This window comes from Sphingosinicella sp. (genome assembly GCF_041916975.1).
Taxonomy (GTDB): domain Bacteria; phylum Pseudomonadota; class Alphaproteobacteria; order Sphingomonadales; family Sphingomonadaceae; genus Sphingosinicella.
Genome location: NZ_JAYRYK010000001.1, coordinates 1986666 through 2003027, shown reverse-complemented (window position 1 = coordinate 2003027; position 16362 = coordinate 1986666). Strand labels below are relative to the sequence as shown.

Sequence of the window (16362 nt, the reverse complement as noted above, 5' to 3'; positions counted from 1 at the left end):
ATACTTTGAAATCCGGGCGCAACCCAACCGCCGCCCGACTACTTCGTCTACTTAGGCTCCCGCGACCGTCATGCCCTCGATCCGCAGCGTCGGAGCATTTACCGCATAGCGGAACACGAGGTCGTCCGCCGGCGTCAGGTTCAGGAACATGGATTTGAGATTGCCCGCCACGGTGATCTCGGCGACCGGCCCCGCGATCTCGCCGTCCTCGATCAGAAACCCCGCCGCGCCCCGGCTGTAGTCGCCGGTCACGCCGTTGACGCCCTGGCCGATCAGCTCGGTCACGAGTACGCCGCGGCGGATATCCGCGATGAGCGCCCTGCGGCTCTGCGCGCCCGCCTCCATGTAAAGGTTGGACGTAGAAACGCCCGGCGGGCCCGAGACGCCGCGCGAGGCATGGCCGGATGGACTGCTGCCGAGCTGCCGCGCCGAGGCGCTGTCAAGCAGCCACCCGGTAAGGCGACCCCCATCGACGAGCCGCGTGCGCGCCGTCGCCAGGCCTTCGCCGTCGAACGGGCGAGAACGGAGCCCGCGCACGCGCAGCGGGTCGTCAATGATCGATACGCCCTGCGGGAAGATATCCTCCCCCAGCGCGTCCTTCAGGAAACTGGTGCCCCGCGTGATCGCCGATCCGCTGATCGCTCCCGCGAAATGGCCGATGAGGGAACCCGTGACGCGCGGATCAAACACCACAGGCATCGCGCCCGTTGCAAGCTTCGCGGGCGACAGGCGGGAGACGGCGCGCTCGCCGGCAAGCCGGCCGACGGCCTCGGGCGCTTCCAGATCGGCATCGTGCCGCGCGCTGTGATAGGCGTAGTCACGCTGCATCGCGTCGCCGGTCCCCGCGATGATCGAGGCGGAAACGCCATACGAACTGCCCGAATAGGCGCCCGCAAATCCGTGCGAGGTGGCGAGCGCATAAACCGCGCGTCCGCTGCTGGCCGAAGCGCCCTGCGAATTGCTGACGCCCTCCACGGCGCGCGCGGCATCCTCGGCCGCGAGGGCACGGGCACGCAGCGCCTCGACCGCAATGTCCGCGCCGTCATCGATATCGAGCGCGGCCCACGGCCCTTTCGTCAGTCGCTCGGCCGGGGCGAGGCCCGCATAGCGATCCTCGGGCGCCTCACGCGCCATTGCGACTGCGCGCTCGGCGGCGGCGGCGAGCGCGGCGGCGGAGAGGTCGGACGAGGAGACGTTGGCGCTTTGGTGGCCGATGAAGACACGGATGCCGATTTCCTCAGCCTCCGAACGGCCGATGTCTTCAAGCGCGCCGAGCCGCACATGCACGCTCGACGACATGTCGCCGAAATAGACCCCATCCGCGGCGTCGGCGCCGAGCGCCTTCGCGCGGGCAATGGCGTGGTCGAGGCGGTCGAGCGCGGCGTTCGGATCAAGCATGGCTGCCGCGCATAAGCGCTCGGCGCGCGTCCGTCAAAGTCCGGTCGCGAGACAGGCCGCGAACACCAGCGCCCCTGTCACCGTGTTCGCGCGGAACAGGCGGAGCGCACCCGCCGTGTCGGCGCTGCGCAGCGCGCGAACCTGCCACAGCAGATGGAACGCGGCGGGAAGCAGCGCCGCGAGCACAAGCGGCCGCCCCGGTGCGGCGAACCAAAGCGCGGCGGCAAGGAGGAGGACCGCAATGGTATAGAAGACCGAGACCCCCACGCGCACATTGCCGCCAAGCCGCCGCGCGGAGGACTTGATGCCCGCGAGCGCATCGTCCTCGATGTCCTGAAGCGCGTAAATCGTGTCGTAGCCGAGCGTCCAGAACAGACCCGCCGCATAAAGCGCGAGCGCCGCAGGCGGCAGGCTGTCGGCGATAGCCGCGAAGCCGACGAGCGCTCCCCAGTTGAAGGTGAGGCCGAGCCATGCCTGCGGCCACCATGTGATGCGCTTCATGAACGGGTAGCCGGCGACCAGCAGCAGCGAGCCGAGCGCGACTACCTGCGCGAAGCCGCCCAGTTGCAGCAGGACGACAAGGCCGAGCAGCGACAGGCCGACGAGCAGCGCCCACGCAGCCTTCAGCGATACGGCGCCACTCGCCAGCGGACGGTCGCGCGTGCGTGCCACGCTGGCATCGAGATCGCGGTCGACGATGTCGTTGTAGACACAGCCTGCTGATCGCATCGCGAAAGAGCCAATGAGGAACAACAAGACGAGGTAGGTTTCCTGCGGAAGGCCCCCTGCGAGCGCCGTGCCCCACGCGCAGGGCCAGAACAGCAGCCACGCACCGATCGGCCGGTCGGCGCGTGCCAGCCGGGCGTATGGCTTCCACGACCGGGGCAGTATTTCGACCCAGCTTCCCGAGATCGCATCGGGCGTCGCGCGGTCGACAGGTTCCGGCGTGGTCAGGGGCGGGGTCTCCATGCTAGCGGGTCAGCATGGGTGATCGATCATTGTCAAGCAAGCCGGGCCCCCGCCTGTTCGTGGATACGCCGCTCGCGCCGGGGAAGACGCTGCCGCTGCCTTCGGCTGCGGGGCACTATCTCACCCGCGTGATGCGCCTGCGGGAAGGCGATGGCGCACGCCTTTTCGACGACCGCACCGGCGAATGGCAGGCGGTGGTCGCCGCCATCGGCAAGCGCGAGGTGGTGGTGCGTGCGGAGGCGCTGCTGAAGCCGCGCGAGGTAGTACCCGATCTCTGGCTCTGCGCGGCGCCGCTCAAGGCGGGTCGCATCGATTGGCTCGCGGAAAAGGCCTGCGAACTGGGCGTCGCACGTCTGGTGCCGACGGTGACGCGGCGCACCGTCGTGGGCAATCTGAAGCTCGACCGGCTGCGCGCGCACATGATCGAGGCGGCCGAACAGTGCGAACGCACGGCCCTGCCGGAGCTTGGTGAACCCACGCCGCTCAAAGCGCTGCTTGCCGATTGGCCTTCGGAGCGCGCCTTGATCTTCTGCGACGAGGAGGGCGACGAACCGGTCGCGAAAGTCCTGCCGGGGATTGCGGCGCCGGCCGCGATCCTCATCGGCCCCGAAGGTGGTTTCGATGACACAGAGCGCGCAGCCATCCGGGCGCTGCCACAGTGCGTGCGCGTTTCACTCGGCCCACGCATCCTGCGTGCCGACACGGCGGCGGCGGCGGCGGTTTCGATCTGGCAGGCGCTTGCGGGAGATTGGCGGGGGGATTGAGCCTCGCTCATTTCCTCTCTGGCGCGCAGCCGCGAGGACGGCTAAGCGCTCGCCATGAGCACGCGCAAGGCCGGTGAAGGGGACGACCTTCCCATCGAGTCAAAAGACGATTTGCTGAGCGTTTTCGAACGCGGAAGCAAGCCTGCGGAGCGTTGGCGAATCGGTACCGAACACGAAAAGTTCGTGTATCGCACCAGCGATCACCGCGCGCCTTCCTATGACGAGGAAGGCGGCATCCGCGACCTCCTGATGGCGATGACGCGCTTCGGCTGGGAACCGGTCGAAGAGAACGGGTATGTGATCGCCCTGGCGGGTGACGACGGCAACGTCAGCCTCGAACCCGCCGGCCAGTTCGAGCTGTCGGGTGCGCCGCTCGAAAATCTGCACCAGACCTGCGCTGAGACCGGTCGGCATCTGCGGCAGGTGCAGGAGGTTGGCAAGGAGCTCGGCCTCGGTTTCCTCGGCCTCGGCATGTGGCCCGACAAGCGCCGCGACGAACTGCCGATCATGCCCAAGGGGCGCTACGCGATCATGCTGCGCCACATGCCGCGCGTGGGTTCGCTCGGCCTCGACATGATGCTGCGCACCTGCACCATCCAGACCAACCTCGATTATGCAAGCGAGGCGGACATGGTGAAGAAGTTCCGCGTCAGTCTTGCGCTGCAGCCGCTCGCGACGGCGCTGTTCGCGAACTCGCCCTTCACCGAAGGAAAGCCCAACGGCTTCCTCAGCTATCGCAGCCATATCTGGACCGACACCGATGCTGCGCGCACGGGTATGTTGCCATTCGTGTTCGAGGACGGTTTCGGCTTCGATCGCTGGGCAGACTATATCCTCGACGTGCCGATGTATTTCGCCGTGCGCGATGGGAAATATGTCGATCTCGCAGGACAGGATTTCCGCGCCTTCATGGACGGCAAGCTCGCGGCGCTGCCGGGCGAGCGCGCGACGCTCGGCGACTGGAACGATCATATCTCGACCGCTTTCCCGGAAGTGCGTCTCAAGTCCTACCTCGAAATGCGCGGGGCGGACGGCGGCCCTTGGAACCGTATCTGCGCGCTGCCCGCCTTCTGGGTGGGGCTGCTCTACGACGATACGGCGCTCGACGCGGCATGGGATATGGTGAAGCACTGGACGATCGCGGATCATCATCGCATCCGCGAAGAGGTGCCGAGGCTGGGCCTTCAAGCGAAGGGGCCGCGCGGTCGCACATTCCAGCAACTCGGCAAGGAAATTCTCGCGATCGCCGAGGCGGGGCTGACGCGGCGGGCACGGCTCAACAGCTCGGGCGACAACGAAGCGATCTTCCTCGCACCGCTGTTCGAGATCGTCGAAAGTGGCAAGACGCCCGCCGAGCGATTGCTCGACGCCTATCACGGCCGCTGGGCGGGCGATCTATCGCAGGTCTATGCAGAAGAGAGTTTCTAGCCGCGCCTAGATGGCGCGGCTGACGACTTCTTTCATGATTTCCGACGTGCCGCCGTAGATACGCTGCACGCGCGCATCGCGCCACAGGCGGGCAATCGGATATTCGTTCATGTAGCCCGCGCCGCCGTGAAGCTGGAGCGAGACATCGCAGGCGTCCCATTGCAGTTCGGTGTGCCAGAGCTTGGCGGCTGAGGCTTCGGCGGCCGTGAGCTTGCCTTCTACGTGGCGATTCAGCGCCCAGTCGAGATGTGCCCAGCCGATCTGCAGTTTGGTCGCGAGATCGGCGAGTGTGAACTTGGTGTTCTGGAAATCGAACACGGTCTTGCCGAACGCCTTGCGCTCCTTGGTGAACTTGACCGCTTCGTCGAAGGCGCGCTGCGCGACTGCCTGGCCGGAGAGCGCGATCTGCAGGCGCTCCTGCGGGAGTTGCTTCATCAGGTAGATGAAGCCCATGTTCTCCTCGCCGATGCAGTTGGTGATGGGGACGCTAACATCGTTGAAGAACAGCTCGGATGTGTCGGCGGAGTGCTGGCCGATCTTGTCGAGGTTGCGGCCGCGGGCGAAGCCATCGCGGTCGGCTTCGACGAGGATGAGCGAGGTGCCTTTCGCGCCGAGCGCCGGATCTGTCTTCGCGACGACGATGATGAGGTCAGCATTCTGACCGTTGGTGATGTAGGTCTTGGAGCCGTTCACGACATAGTGATTGCCGTCGCGCTTCGCGGTTGTCTTCACGCCTTGAAGATCGGAACCTGCGCCCGGTTCCGTCATCGCGATCGCCGTGATGACCTCGCCCGAAACCATGCCGGGGAGCCAGCGGCGCTTCTGCTCCTCAGATCCGTAATTGATGATGTAGTCGACTACGATGTCGGAGTGGAGCGTGATGCCCGCGGAGGAACCAGCGTAGCATAGCTCTTCGCCGATGACGGCATTGTAGCGATAGTCGAGGCCGAGGCCGCCGTATTCCTCGGGTACCTGCGGGCAGAGCAGCCCTGCCTCACCGCAGGCGCGCCAGAACGCACGGTCGACGATGCCCTCGTGCTCCCACCTGTCGAGGTTGGGATAAAGTTCGCGGTCGAAGAACTTGCGGACGCTGTCGCGGAAGAGCGCGTGGTCCTCGTCGAACGCGGTGCGGCTGGCGGTGTCGAGCATGAAGGGTTCCTTTCGCCGCCGCGGTTAGCGGCGGCGGATTTCAGTGCATACTCCCTAAAGTGGCCGTACCAGCGTGACCGCGACCGCGAGCCAAGGCGTTTCCGAGACGACGAGCTGCCGCGCGCCGGGGACGAGCGGCAGGATGGCGAGACGCTGGCCGTCGAGGTCGACGAGGCGGCCGAAGACGAAGCGGCCGGCCGGTCGGGGGACGAGGACATCGCGGTTGCGCGCGCGCTCGAACTCGACGGGGGAAAGGCGCTCGCACCAGATCGAATCGCCGGTGCGGTAGTCGCCGATGCCGGAGACCACCTGCACGGCGATCATCGCACCGGAGGGGCGGGGCGGCAGCAGGGTCTGCGGCATGGTGGGCGCGCGGGCGCCATCTGCGCCGAGGAGGGCGGCGACGGGGACGTCGGGGCGTTCGGGGTGGGTGACGAGTTCGGCGGCTTCGACCCCGAGCGCGGCGGCGATGCGGTTGAGCCAGCCGACCGAGACGGTGCGGGTGCCGGTTTCGAGGCGGCCGATGGTTTGGGGGGTGGTGGCAGGGCGGCAGCGTTCGGCAACGTCCGCCAGAGTGAGACCCTTGCCCTTGCGGACCTCGCGGATGCGTGTGAGCATCGAATTATCCTATTGGGTTATTTTTCACTGTCCTACAGCCGAAGCGCGATGGCAAGGGCGATTCGCAACTGCAAGCGAGGGAGATGCCCATGCCCGAAACCCGTAACCGCCTGATCGTGAACAGCATCGACAGCCCGGCGCACCGCCGCGCCGCCACCTTGGGCGCGCGCCACGCCAACCGCGCGGAGGAACCGATTGCGTGGCTGCACGCGCGCGGCAAGATCAGCGACCGCCAGTTCGAAGCGGGCGTGCGCCTGCGCCGCGACTTCCTGATCGCCGCGCGAGGCCCGCGCGTGACGATGGCGTGGGACGCAGGCCCAGTCGCGAAAGGAAGCCGCGCCGCGCCGGACGCGCCCGACCCGACGACGACGCAGATCGGCGCGAAAACGCGCGTGGACGCGGCGCTTACACACGCCGGGCAAGGCCTTGCCGACGTGCTGACGCGAACCGTGTGCCTCGGCGAAGGGCTGGAAACGGCGGAACGGGCGATGGGCTGGCCGGCGCGCGCCGGAAAGGTGGTGCTGTGCCTGGGGCTGGATCGCGTGGCGGACTATTACCGCGTGTGATCGGCCGAAACGGGCGTCGAGGCGATCGCGCCCGCGTGCGGCGGAATCGCGATGGCGCCGACGGCGGCGATGAACAGGAGGCAGGCGCAGACGATGATCGTTTTCATTTTATCCTCTTTTGCCCGGCCCCGGTAAGCGCCTCTTACACCACATAAAATTACGATCCGATGAACGACATACGCGGATCGACGCGCGAAGTGGCCCAGCCGGCGGCGGTTTGCAACCCGGTTGCGACCAAAAGGATCAAAAAGAACCAAATAGGCAAAATAATGCTTGACGAGCGAACCGCTCTTTGCTAGACATCAGACACGCTGAGGAATTGCGGCTCCGGGGCTTCACCGCCCTCGGGGCCGTTTTCGTATCGGGGCTCGGCGCGGCTTCTTCTCGTGTGAAAGACCCCGATGACGAAAACGATATCGGCGCGCCGCGTGTCCCAGCGGCACGATGGCTGGACACCGAAACGTCGCGGCAAGTTCCTGGACGTGCTGGCGCGCACCGCAAACGTGCGCGCGGCGGCGGAAGCCGCGGGCAAGGGCAAGTGCACGGCCTATACGCTGCGCCGCCGCGACCCCCATTTCGCCCGGGCATGGGAAGAGGCGCTGACGAGCGCGATGGACGAACTGGAAGCGGTCGCCTTCGAACGCGCGCGCGACGGCGTGGAGAAAGTGGTCGTGAGGGCGGGCGGCACGCCGGTGACGATCCGCGAATATTCGGACCGGCTGCTGATGTTCATGCTGAGTCGCCGCCGGCCGGAGGCCTATGCCGCGCTCGCCGTGGACGAGGAGGACGAAGAACTGACGCTCTATCGCGCCGTGGAGGCGCGCGTGGCGATGATCGAGGCGCGACGCGAAGGCGCCGCCGAGTGAGCGCGCTGAACCTGCACGAGCGCCTTGCGGCGTTGACGGATGACGAACATCGCGAAGCGTTGCGTCCGTGGGATATGCCGGAGCGGAAGAAGCTGCTGCGCGGCTGGTATAGCAAGGCGCGCACGTCGCAGGTCGTGCCGGATGGCGATTGGCACACCTGGCTGGTGATGGCGGGGCGCGGTTTCGGAAAGACGCGCACGGGCGCCGAATGGGTGCAGCGCGCGGCGATGAAGGGCACGGCGCGCATCGCCATTGTGGGCGCCACGCTGCACGAGGCGCGCGCCGTGATGGTGGAAGGCGAATCCGGACTGCTGCGCGCGGGCAGGCAGAGCCTGCGTCCAAGCTTCGAGCCTTCGCTGCGGCGGCTTTCGTGGCCGACGGGCGCCAAGGGCTTTCTGTATTCGGCGGACGACCCCGATGCGATGCGCGGCGCGCAGCACAGCCACGCCTACCGGGCAGGCCCAGAAGGAACTCACGCACAACACCGCGATTCACGGCCTCGATCGCCTTGTTCATCTGTGCGTGGCAAGTCGCGCGCTTTCGGGGCCGCCCGAACTGCCGGCTCCCGGCGCGACATGGATCGTCGGTGAGGGCGCGACGGGCGCATGGGAGGGTTACACCGGCACCCTTGCGCACTGGGATGGCGCGTGGGTGATCGCGGCGCCGGCGGAGGGAATGCTGTGCTGGATCGCGGATGAAGCCATCGTCGCCGTGTTCAGCGGCGGGGTCTGGAATACCGCTCTGCCGGTTGCGGGCCTCAAAATCGGCACTGCCATAATGCTGACGGAACCACCGGTTGCGATCGATGCGCCGGAAGGTGGAAGCGTGATCGATATCGAGGCGCGGGCCGTGCTGGCGGGCCTGCTCGGCTACCTTCGCGAACAGGGTTTGCTGACGTCATGACCCCATTCAAAACGCCGAAATCTGCCGCAATGTGCGGTATTTATGCAACATTTCGGGGTTATATTCGGTTGCGCGGGATACTTCGGTGATATAGATCGTTCAGGCGACTTCCATGGAAGTTCGTGGAGACTGAGAAAGGGGATTTCAATGCGTAGACTCGCCGTAGTCATGGCGCTGGCCGGCACCGCTCTTGCGGGCCCGGCGCTCGCGCGCGACAAGGCCTGGTATGCAGGTATCGAGGGCGGTGCGCTGCTCATCGAAAATATCGATTTCGACGTGACTGGTACGCAGGGCGCCGAAACGAACAACGGCGTCAGCGTCAAGCACAAGATGGGCTATGACGTCGATGGCATCGTTGGTTACGACTTCGGCGGCTTCCGTACCGAATTCGAGCTTGGCTACAAGAAGGCCTCGCTCGATAAGGTGACACTGGCTGGCGTTGGTGTTCCGGGCAGCAGCGGTGTCGCAACCGGCACATTCTCGGATGCTGGTGGCACGACGAGCGCGCTCAGCTTCATGCTGAACGGTCTGCTTGATTTCGGCGACGACGCTGGCTGGAACGGCTACGTAGGCGGCGGCGTCGGTATCGCGCGCGTCAAGGCCGACATCTATCAGGTGATCGATCAGGCCTCTGATTTTGCCAACGACAGCGATACGGGCTTTGCTTGGCAGGTCATCGCGGGCGTCCGCAAGGCGATCAGCGACAATGTCGATCTGGGTCTGAAGTATCGCTTCTTCAATGCGCCTTCGGTGGACCTCGTCGGCGTGGACGGATCGGCATATGACGGTCGCTTCCGCAGCCACTCGCTGCTCGCGAGCGTGATCTTCAACTTCGGTGCGGAAGCGCCGCCGCCTCCGCCGCCTCCGGTCGCGGAACCGGCTCCGCCGCCCCCGCCGCCTCCGCCCCCGCCGCCTCCCCCGCCGGTGACGCCGGGGCCGTTCATCGTGTTCTTCGACTTCGACAAGTCGGACATCACGACGGATGCGGCAGACATCCTCAATCGCGCCGCGCAGGCGTACAAGGAAACGGGCCAGGCCAGCGTTACGCTTGCCGGTCACGCCGACGCCGCGGGCCCGGCCGACTACAACGTCGGTCTCTCGCAGCGCCGTGCTGACGCGGTTCGGAAGTACCTCGCGGGTCAGGGCGTGCCGGAAACGGCCGTCACCAGCGAGGCCTTTGGCGAAACCCGCCTGCTCGTTGAAACCGCCGACGGTGTGCGTGAACCGCAGAACCGCCGCGTGGAAATCAACTTCGGCGGAGCTTCGATGTAAGCTCGACGGAATACGGGGCATCGCCAATGGCGGTGCCCCGCAACCGGAAAGGGCCGCCTCTTCGAGGCGGCCCTTTTTCTATGCGCTGATTTCGTGAGGTGGAGAGGTGCCGCGGGGTCGATCCGCAACGTGATCAGACGTTGCAGCGCTTGATCGGCTTGCCGCGCTTGTCGATGCATGGATCCGGAATTCGCGGCAGAACGACGTAGCCGAGCTGATACTGCCGATAAGGATCGGGCGGTGCGATGAGAGCGCCGCGGAGGCGCTGAACCGCGGTCACGGCCTGACCGCTCAGATTGCCCGGACTCCACGAGAGGACTTCGCGGCCCACTTCGCCGGCGGCAGCGCAGAAGCTGCGCTGCGCTTCCAGCGCCGAGAAGCTGTTGTAGACGCGCGTCGTGAAGCTATCGAACGTGCGGGGGCCGGCCTTTCCATCGAGACGACGGAAATGCTTCTCCAGCGTCTGATAGGCGCGGGCGAGCTCGGGTTGATGCTGCTTCAGCATCTGGTTGTAGTTTCTGACGGTCGCAAGATAGGGCGAGAACTGGCACTGCAACGCCGAGACGTTGAGGCCCGCGCGCAGCAGCCAAATGGCGTGTGCCGCGCTTTCCTCCGCCGTCATGGCACGAACCGGCGGGCCGCCGAGATCGACGGCGGCATATGCAGAGGGCGCTGCGGCAAGACAGATGCCGAGCGTCAGAGTTGCAGACCGGATACGCTTCCTCATAACAGGCACCGGATCAGCCGAGCACCTTGCCCAGCTGCATGGCGACCGACATGTCGCCCTCCACCTTGAGCTTGCCCATCATGAACGCCATCTGCGGGTTGGTCTTGCCCTCCGCGATGTCAATAAAGTCGGACATCGATACTTTGACCGTGCAATCGACCGGAAGGTCGTCGTTGTCGACGACCGCGGGTGAAGCCTTGTCGTCGATGCGCACAACACCATCGTCGCCAAAATCGAACTTCACGCTTTTTCCGAGACCGGCGCCTGCGCCGACACGGCTGCGCATCGTTTCGGTGATTTCGGCAAGGCTCATGCAAATCCTCCCACAAGAAATGGCCGCGAAGGCCGTCAGGTCACTGCTGCGCGGGAGCCTGTTCGGACGCCTTGTCCGGGATCGGCGCGACATCCACCAACGCCGGATCGGTCATCGGCTCGACGCCGCCCGCCGCCACGTCGACAGACATGGCATCCGCCGTCGATGCGTCCGCGCCGAGATCCGACATGGACGCGTCGGCCGCGCCTTCAACGGCTGCCTTCTCGCCTTCCTTCCCGGCATCATCGCTTTTTCCGCAGGCGGTTGCCGCCAAGGCGATCGCCACCGAAAACCCCAAAACCGCGCGTTTCGACATGCTTCCCATCGTTTTACCCCGGCATTTTCTTGTTGCTGCGGTATTTTTTCACCGCTTCGCCCGCAACCTAACCGCATTCCGCCACCGGCTCAAGGCGAGTTGGGCGCGAACCGTTCCTTGGTTGATGGCGCGTTAACCATTTTTATACCGCAGACCTGCAGTCTGCGCTCTACGAACATCGTACGGGGGACCAGAATGTCTGTGTATGCCGGATTGCCGTTGCGGCTCGTTTGCTATGCGGCGGGCGCTGCAGCGCTTTCAATCGTCGGTCCCACGCTCTGGACCGTACCGGCATTCATCGCGGCGGCAGCCTCGGTAGCCACGGCGCTGTGCTTTGCCATCGCCGACGTTCTCTTCTCCACGCATCGCCTCGCACGGCGTGCATTCGTGATGGCTGCGTACCACAAAGCCGAAGTCGAGGCGCTGGGCGCCCGCGTGGACGCGCTTGAAAGGTTGCGCCCGGCCGCGCCTCTGGCAGTGACCGTGTCCGAAACGCATGACGCCTCGCTGGAGACGGCAAACAACCTGCTGCAATTCGCGGCGCATGTCAGCGCGCGTTGCGGACGGCAAATGACCCCGGATATCGGGGCGGACAGCGCCGGCGATCCAATCGCTGAGGCGCAGATCGAGCTGCATCTGCAGCCGATCGTTGGCATTCCGGATCGCCGCGTGCAGCATTATGAGGTGCTCTCGCGCCTGCGGTCGCATACCGGCACGCTTATGATGCCTGCCGAGTTCCTGCCGGCCGCCCGGGCCACCGGACGCGCTGCCGATCTCGATACACGGCAGCTCGCCAGTATCGTCGGCCTCTGCCACCGCATCGGCGACCGGCACATGGAAACGCGGCTTTTCTGCAACCTCTCGGGCGATTCGCTGCACAGTGACGGCTTCCGCGCTACGCTCACCGCGTTCGCGCGGGAGCAGAAGGCCCTGTCGCAGCGCATTGTGTTCGAGATCGACGCGGCGACCGCCGTCACGCTCAACCCCGAGGTCGCTGCCGACCTGCGCGGCATCGAGGCGATGGGCTTTGCCTTTTCGGTCGACAAGGCTTCGCTCGGCGACCTGCCGCGCCTGCAAGGTGTATTCCGCCGTCCGGGCTTCCTGAAGCTCGACGCCGCGATGCTGGAGAAAGCTGACCCGAATGTGCTGAAGGCGTTCGCGCGGGGCGGCACGCAGGTGATCGCGACGCATGTCGAGACTGAGGAGCAGGCCACCTCGGTGCGCCGCGTGGGCGTCGAGCTCGGGCAGGGCTTCCTGTTCGGCAAGCCGCGCCCGGCACGCATGGACGATAACGCACGCCGCCGCGCGGCCTGAGACCTACAGAAAGGGGCAGTGCCGCTGTAAGGCGGCATCGACGTCCGCCATCGTCGCCTCGATGCCGAGGCCTGAGAGGCTGGTGACGGGATATTCGGCAAGCCCGCAGGGCACGATGCCCGAGAAGTGCTCGAGATCGGGCGTGACGTTCAGCGAAAAGCCGTGAAAACTGACCCAGCGGCGCACGCGCACGCCGATCGCGCCGATCTTCGCCTCGCCCGCGGGCGTATCCGTCCAAACGCCGACCCGGCCGCGTATCGCGCGCGCGGAGACGCCGAAATCGGCGAGCGCCGCGATCAGCCAGCGCTCGACCGAACAGATGAACCCCCTGAGGTCGCGGCCGCGCTGCTCGAGATCGAGCATCAGGTAGCCGACACGCTGTCCCGGCCCGTGATAGGTGTAGCGCCCGCCACGACCGGTCGAAAACACTGGGAAGCGCGCGGGCGCGAGCAGCTCCGCTACGTCCGCGCTGGTGCCCGCGGTGTAGACCGGCGGGTGCTCGACGAGCCAGATCAGCTCGCCTGCTTCGCCCGCCCTGATGTCCGCCGCACGCTGCTCCATCGCCGCCAGCGTTTCGGCATAATCGGCCAAGCCGCTTTCCACCCGCCACTCGGGCATCTCTTTACCCCGTTCTAACCCTATCCGGTGCATCATGCCCGAAATCCGAAACGCAGATAGGCGGTCATGAGCGTTATCGAAAGGATCAAGGTCGAGATTTCGGTCGTCATCGGCAGCAAGCAGATGCCGATCCGCCAGCTCCTGAAGATGGGGCGCGGCGCCGTGATCAATCTCGATGCGCGCCGCGACGACCCCGTGTGGATCTATGCGAACGACGAACTCATCGCGCGCGGCGAGATCGTGTTGCTGGGGGATCGGATCGGGGTTTCGATTTCCGAGCGCGTACGGCGCTCTGCCACCCTCACCAACTTCGCCTAGCCAGCAGGCTGGCAAGGCTACATATCCTCTCCCATCAAGGGAGAGATTTTACAGTGCTGCGACGAATTTCCTGAGATCGGCGAGGAACAGTTCGGGTTCCTCCAGGCTTGCGAAGTGGCCGCCGCGCGGCATCTTCGTCCAGTGCACGATATTGTAGCCACGCTCGGCCATTGCGCGCGGCGGGAAGGCGAGGAGGTCGTGCGGGAAGGCGGCGACGCCCGTCGGCACCTCGATGCGCCGACCGTCCGGAATTGTGAAACCGCCCTCGTCGAACAGGCCGCGATAAATCCACGTCGCGGTGTGGAAGCTGCGCGTCGAAAGATAGATCATGATGTTGGTGAGCATCTGATCCATGCTGAACGGCGGCTCCGGGTTGTGCGTGCCCACATCGCTCCACCCGCAGAATTTCTCGGCGAGCCACGCGGCGACGCCCATCGGCGAATCCATCATCGCATAGGCGAGGCTCTGAGGCTTGGTGCCCTGAAGCTGGAGATAGGCGGTTTCGGTGGCGCGAATCTGCAGCGCCCATTTCAGCCAGAGCGCTTCCTCTTCGGTCGTCGGCTGCATGTTTGCAGGGCGGAGGCCGAAGCCGTTCAGGTGAACCGCCGTGACGCGCGCGGAATCGAGACCGATCCAGCCGCCGATGACGCTGCCCCAATCTCCCCCCTGATAGATGTAGCGGTCGTAGCCGAGCACACCCATCAGGCTATCATAAAGCTTCGCGACCGCGCGCGGGCCGATCGGTGATTTCGGCTTGTCCGACCACGCATAGCCGGGGAGCGAAGGGGCGACCACGTGAAAGGCCGGCGAGCCATCCTCGGGCTCGGCGAGCCGTTCGATGATCGCGTCGAATTCGAGAATCGATCCCGGCCAGCCGTGCGCGATGAGCAGCGGCTTCGCATCGGGGCGCGACGAACGCTTGTGGATGCAGTGCAGGTGGAAACCGGGCAGCACCTCGGCACGCACATGCGGATGCCGATTGAGACGGGCGACCGCGCCGGGCCAATCGAACGCGGTGAGCCAGTAGTCGCGCAGGCGTTCGAGATAGGCGCGGTTCGCGCCGTAGCGCCAGCCGGCCTCCTCGGGTTCCTCGAAGAAGCGGAAGGCCTCGACACGGCGGCGGACCCATTCCGCCTCCTCCGCCTCGACCGGGATCTCGAACGGCGTGATCATGCCGCGAGCGCTTGCTTCGCGTCTACGATGATCATGTCCGCCGCCTTTTCAGCGATCGCGATCGTGGGCGCGTTGGTGTTCCCGGAAATGAGCGCCGGCATCACCGAGGCGTCGACGACGCGCAGCCCCGAAACGCCGCGCACGGCAAGCCGCGCATCGACGACCGCCCGCTCGTCTGCGCCCATGCGACAGGTGCCGATCGGGTGATAGATCGTCTCACCCCATGCCTTCAGCGCCTTCACGATATCTTCGCGCGTGGTGACGCCTTCGCCGGGCCAGACCTCCTTGCCGCGAAATGGCGCTAGTGCGGGCATTCGGCCGATGTTCCGCGTGATCTCGATGCCCGCGAGCAGCGTTTCGAGGTCGCCGGGCGCGGAGAGATAATTGGGATCGATCGCCGGATGCGCGGTGGGGTCGGGGGACTGGAGCCGGATCGTGCCGCGGCTTTCGGGGCGAAGCTGGCACATGTGCATCGCATAGCCGTGCTGCTTTCCGAGCGTGCCGCGCCCGTGCGGCTCCCCGAGCACAGGCATGAAGTGGATCTGGATATCCGGCGCGGCGAGGCCCGGCCGGGTGGAGAGGAAAGCGCCGGCCGGGGTCGGCATGTAGGCACCGGAACCGTCGCGCCGCAGCACCCAATTGCCGAGCGCGAGCAGCTTGTTGTGGAAGCCGGCATTCTTGTTGAGCGTGATCGGCTGCGTGCAGGTCCACTGCATCAGGATGTCGAGATGATCCTGCAGATTGCCGCCGACATCCGGTGCATCGTGAACGACTGCGATGCCGTGCTGGGCAAGATGCGCGGCGGGGCCGATACCGGAGAGCATCAGCAGTTGCGGCGAATTCACCGCGCCGCCGCAGACGATCGTCTCGCGTGCGGTCGCCGTCTCCGCCTTGCCGCCTTTCAGATAGGCGATGCCGGTCGCCTGACGCCCATTGAACGTCACGCGCTGGACAAGCACATCGGTGAGCACTTCGAGATTGGGGCGATCGAGGATCGGTTTCAGATAGCCCTTCGCCGCAGACCAGCGCTCGCCGTCCTTGATCGTGGAATCGTACCGGCCCGCGCCTTCGAACTGTGGCCCGTTGAAATCCTCGGTAACGGGATGGCCTGCTTCCGCCGCGGCCTTGATAAAGGCGTCGACGAGCGGGCTCGGCAGACCGCGCCGCCCGGTGTGAAGCGGGCCGTCGCCACCGTGAAAGTCATCGGCACCGCGTTCGCTCGTTTCGGAACGACGGAAGTACGGCAGGATGTCGTCCCAGCTCCAGCCGGTGCAGCCCATCTGCGCCCAGCGGTCGTAATCGCTGGCGTGGCCGCGAATATAGACCATGCCGTTGATCGAGGAGGAGCCGCCGATCACACGCCCGCGCGGCCAATAGAGGCGCCGGCCGTCCAGATGCTTCTGCGGTTCGGTCCAGAAACACCAGTTGGTGGCGTGCTCGTTTTCGGGCGGGATGATCTTGGAAAGCCCGCCCGGCATGTGGATGAGGAAGGAGCTGTCCTTGCCCCCCGCCTCGACGAGGAGCACGCGCGTATCGGGGTTCGCGGAAAGGCGATTCGCAAGCACGCAGCCTGCCGAACCCGCACCGACGACGATATAGTCGTATTCCGACATGTGAATCTCCCCCGAGTCCTGCAAACAGCCGCAAGAG

General features: G+C 65.8%; 20 protein-coding genes. 10 read left to right on the top strand and 10 right to left on the bottom strand.

The window, feature by feature from the left end:
- Positions 1–51: 51 nt before the first annotated feature.
- Both ACE3TJ_RS09450 and ubiA read right to left on the bottom strand, forming a co-directional pair.
- Entirely contained in the window at positions 52–1398 is a 1347-nt protein-coding gene (locus ACE3TJ_RS09450) for a TldD/PmbA family protein (RefSeq protein ID WP_374595852.1), read from the bottom strand.
- A gap of 33 nt (positions 1399–1431) precedes the next feature.
- Positions 1432–2367, bottom strand: coding sequence for a 4-hydroxybenzoate octaprenyltransferase (gene ubiA, locus ACE3TJ_RS09445; RefSeq protein WP_374595851.1), 936 nt, complete (start codon positions 2365–2367; stop codon positions 1432–1434).
- 29 nt (positions 2368–2396) lie between these two features.
- Here ubiA and ACE3TJ_RS09440 point away from each other — a divergent pair, with 29 nt between their 5' ends.
- Positions 2397–3131, top strand: coding sequence for a 16S rRNA (uracil(1498)-N(3))-methyltransferase (locus ACE3TJ_RS09440; protein ID WP_374595850.1), 735 nt, complete (start codon positions 2397–2399; stop codon positions 3129–3131).
- Positions 3132–3185: 54 nt separating this feature from the next.
- Entirely contained in the window at positions 3186–4559 is a 1374-nt protein-coding gene (locus ACE3TJ_RS09435; RefSeq protein ID WP_374595849.1) for a glutamate--cysteine ligase, read from the top strand.
- A gap of 6 nt (positions 4560–4565) precedes the next feature.
- Here the strand turns inward: ACE3TJ_RS09435 and ACE3TJ_RS09430 are convergent, their stop codons facing one another.
- Positions 4566–5708 carry an acyl-CoA dehydrogenase family protein gene (locus tag ACE3TJ_RS09430; protein ID WP_374595848.1) on the bottom strand — a complete coding sequence of 381 codons (1143 nt, stop codon included), beginning with the start codon at positions 5706–5708 and terminating at the stop codon, positions 4566–4568.
- Between the two features lie 54 nt (positions 5709–5762).
- Complete coding sequence (locus ACE3TJ_RS09425; protein WP_374595847.1) at positions 5763–6326, bottom strand: helix-turn-helix domain-containing protein; 564 nt, start codon at positions 6324–6326, stop codon at positions 5763–5765.
- An 89-nt stretch (positions 6327–6415) separates the two neighbouring features.
- On the opposite strand from ACE3TJ_RS09425, the gene ACE3TJ_RS09420 reads away from it, so the two are divergent.
- The 5 genes from ACE3TJ_RS09420 (at position 6416) to ACE3TJ_RS09400 (ending at position 9933) form a co-directional block, all read left to right on the top strand.
- Entirely contained in the window at positions 6416–6892 is a 477-nt protein-coding gene (locus tag ACE3TJ_RS09420) for a DUF6456 domain-containing protein (protein WP_374595846.1), read from the top strand.
- Between the two features lie 401 nt (positions 6893–7293).
- On the top strand, positions 7294–7758 hold the full coding sequence (locus ACE3TJ_RS09415; protein WP_374595845.1) for a hypothetical protein: 465 nt from the start codon (positions 7294–7296) through the stop codon (positions 7756–7758).
- A complete protein-coding gene (locus tag ACE3TJ_RS09410) occupies positions 7755–8348 on the top strand; it encodes a terminase large subunit domain-containing protein (protein ID WP_374595844.1) in 594 nt (197 codons plus the stop codon). The genes ACE3TJ_RS09415 and ACE3TJ_RS09410 overlap by 4 nt, the downstream gene beginning before the upstream one ends.
- The gene (locus tag ACE3TJ_RS09405; protein WP_374595843.1) at positions 8281–8661 is read left to right on the top strand and encodes a DUF2793 domain-containing protein; all 381 of its coding nucleotides are present in this window, start codon (positions 8281–8283) and stop codon (positions 8659–8661) included. Before ACE3TJ_RS09410 ends, ACE3TJ_RS09405 begins: the two co-directional genes overlap by 68 nt.
- A 147-nt stretch (positions 8662–8808) precedes the next feature.
- Positions 8809–9933, top strand: coding sequence for an OmpA family protein (locus tag ACE3TJ_RS09400; protein WP_374595842.1), 1125 nt, complete (start codon positions 8809–8811; stop codon positions 9931–9933).
- A gap of 133 nt (positions 9934–10066) precedes the next feature.
- Here ACE3TJ_RS09400 and ACE3TJ_RS09395 read toward each other — a convergent pair whose 3' ends face one another.
- Genes ACE3TJ_RS09395 through ACE3TJ_RS09385 form a run of 3 tightly spaced genes read right to left on the bottom strand, consistent with a single transcriptional unit; the run spans position 10067 to position 11163 of the window.
- Entirely contained in the window at positions 10067–10660 is a 594-nt protein-coding gene (locus ACE3TJ_RS09395) for a hypothetical protein (protein WP_374595841.1), read from the bottom strand.
- A gap of 13 nt (positions 10661–10673) precedes the next feature.
- Positions 10674–10973, bottom strand: a complete 300-nt coding sequence (locus tag ACE3TJ_RS09390; RefSeq protein ID WP_374595840.1) for an SCP2 sterol-binding domain-containing protein — start codon at positions 10971–10973, stop codon at positions 10674–10676.
- A gap of 40 nt (positions 10974–11013) precedes the next feature.
- Positions 11014–11163 carry a hypothetical protein gene (locus ACE3TJ_RS09385; protein ID WP_374595839.1) on the bottom strand — a complete coding sequence of 50 codons (150 nt, stop codon included), beginning with the start codon at positions 11161–11163 and terminating at the stop codon, positions 11014–11016.
- Between ACE3TJ_RS09385 and ACE3TJ_RS09380 the strand changes: the two genes are divergently transcribed.
- Together ACE3TJ_RS09380 and ACE3TJ_RS09375 are read left to right on the top strand one after the other, a co-directional pair.
- The gene (locus tag ACE3TJ_RS09380) at positions 11162–11425 is read left to right on the top strand and encodes a hypothetical protein (RefSeq protein ID WP_374595838.1); all 264 of its coding nucleotides are present in this window, start codon (positions 11162–11164) and stop codon (positions 11423–11425) included. The two genes, ACE3TJ_RS09385 and ACE3TJ_RS09380, sit on opposite strands and share 2 nt — an antisense overlap.
- 59 nt (positions 11426–11484) lie before the next feature.
- Positions 11485–12603: an EAL domain-containing protein gene (locus ACE3TJ_RS09375; RefSeq protein WP_374595837.1), complete on the top strand. Its 1119-nt coding sequence runs from the start codon at positions 11485–11487 to the stop codon at positions 12601–12603.
- A gap of 3 nt (positions 12604–12606) precedes the next feature.
- Here ACE3TJ_RS09375 and lipB read toward each other — a convergent pair whose 3' ends face one another.
- Positions 12607–13221: a lipoyl(octanoyl) transferase LipB gene (lipB, locus tag ACE3TJ_RS09370; RefSeq protein ID WP_374595836.1), complete on the bottom strand. Its 615-nt coding sequence runs from the start codon at positions 13219–13221 to the stop codon at positions 12607–12609.
- Between the two features lie 66 nt (positions 13222–13287).
- Between lipB and ACE3TJ_RS09365 the strand changes: the two genes are divergently transcribed.
- On the top strand, positions 13288–13539 hold the full coding sequence (locus tag ACE3TJ_RS09365; protein ID WP_374595835.1) for a FliM/FliN family flagellar motor switch protein: 252 nt from the start codon (positions 13288–13290) through the stop codon (positions 13537–13539).
- Positions 13540–13587: 48 nt separating this feature from the next.
- Here ACE3TJ_RS09365 and ACE3TJ_RS09360 read toward each other — a convergent pair whose 3' ends face one another.
- Both ACE3TJ_RS09360 and ACE3TJ_RS09355 read right to left on the bottom strand, forming a co-directional pair.
- On the bottom strand, positions 13588–14712 hold the full coding sequence (locus tag ACE3TJ_RS09360; protein ID WP_374595834.1) for an epoxide hydrolase family protein: 1125 nt from the start codon (positions 14710–14712) through the stop codon (positions 13588–13590).
- Positions 14709–16325, bottom strand: a complete 1617-nt coding sequence (locus ACE3TJ_RS09355) for a GMC family oxidoreductase (RefSeq protein ID WP_374595833.1) — start codon at positions 16323–16325, stop codon at positions 14709–14711. The genes ACE3TJ_RS09360 and ACE3TJ_RS09355 overlap by 4 nt, the downstream gene beginning before the upstream one ends.
- Between the last annotated feature and the right edge of the window lie 37 nt (positions 16326–16362).